This window comes from Actinomadura rugatobispora (assembly GCF_042656285.1).
Classification (GTDB): Bacteria; Actinomycetota; Actinomycetes; order Streptosporangiales; family Streptosporangiaceae; genus Spirillospora; species Spirillospora rugatobispora.
On the sequence record NZ_JBHSON010000259.1, the window covers coordinates 1 to 859 of the forward strand.

1 protein-coding gene is annotated in these 859 nt (G+C 70.5%); it reads left to right on the forward strand.

Annotated elements, in window-relative coordinates:
- The coding region (locus ACFPZN_RS56885) for an MCE family protein (RefSeq protein WP_378293653.1) at window positions 1–835 on the forward strand (835 nt) is incomplete at its 5' end.
- Window positions 836–859 lie beyond the last annotated feature (24 nt).

The following is an 859-nucleotide window of genomic DNA, read 5'->3' on the forward strand; positions in this document are numbered from 1 at the left end:
CACGCTGCTGCGCGAGCTGTCCAACGGACTGGAAGGACGCGGCACCACCCTGCGCGACCTGATCGGCGACACCCACCAGCTCGCCGGCACCCTGGCCGACAACGCCGGCACCCTCGACAGCCTGGCCGTCCAGCTCACCGCCCTCACCGCCACCCTGGCCCCCACCGCCCCCCAACTGGGGTCGGGGGTCAACGACCTGGCCGCCTTCACCCACACCCTCAAGCAATCCCGCCACGACCTCGACAGCATCCTGCAACGCGGCCCCGCCATGGTCACCCAGACCAACAACCTCCTCACCGCCGCCCGCCCCGGCCTGCGCTGCATCCTCCACGCAATGAGCGCGCCCGCACCGCCGGTGTTCACCCCGGCCAACACCCGCCATTTCGACCACGCTCTGACCGTGCTGGCCAAACAACTCCCCATCGCCACCGACTCCTTCATCGAGAAACGACCCGAGGGCAGCTACGTGCGGCTCAGGCCGCTCATCTCCATCGGGAACGGCGTCCCCACCCCTGATGGCCGGCTCTACTCGCGTGAGACCCCCGGGCCCGTCATTCCGCCGCTTTATGAGTGCACCGGCCAGGCACAGAGCACCAACACCGGCCAGCAGGGCAACCCGCAGCAGGGCACGGCTGCTCCCTCGGCGCCCGGTTCCACGGCGGGCACCATCGCCAAGGGCCCGTTCATCACCGCCGACAAACGGGCCGCCGACACCCCACACGACTCCCCGTGGTCGCGGTGGCTGCCGCTGCTGCCCGTGGCCGCCGCCGCACTCGTCCTGGCCTACGCCGCCTACCGGATGAGCGCCACCGTCCGACGCCGACCCCGAAGCTGACCGGAGGCAGTATGACCACCAAAA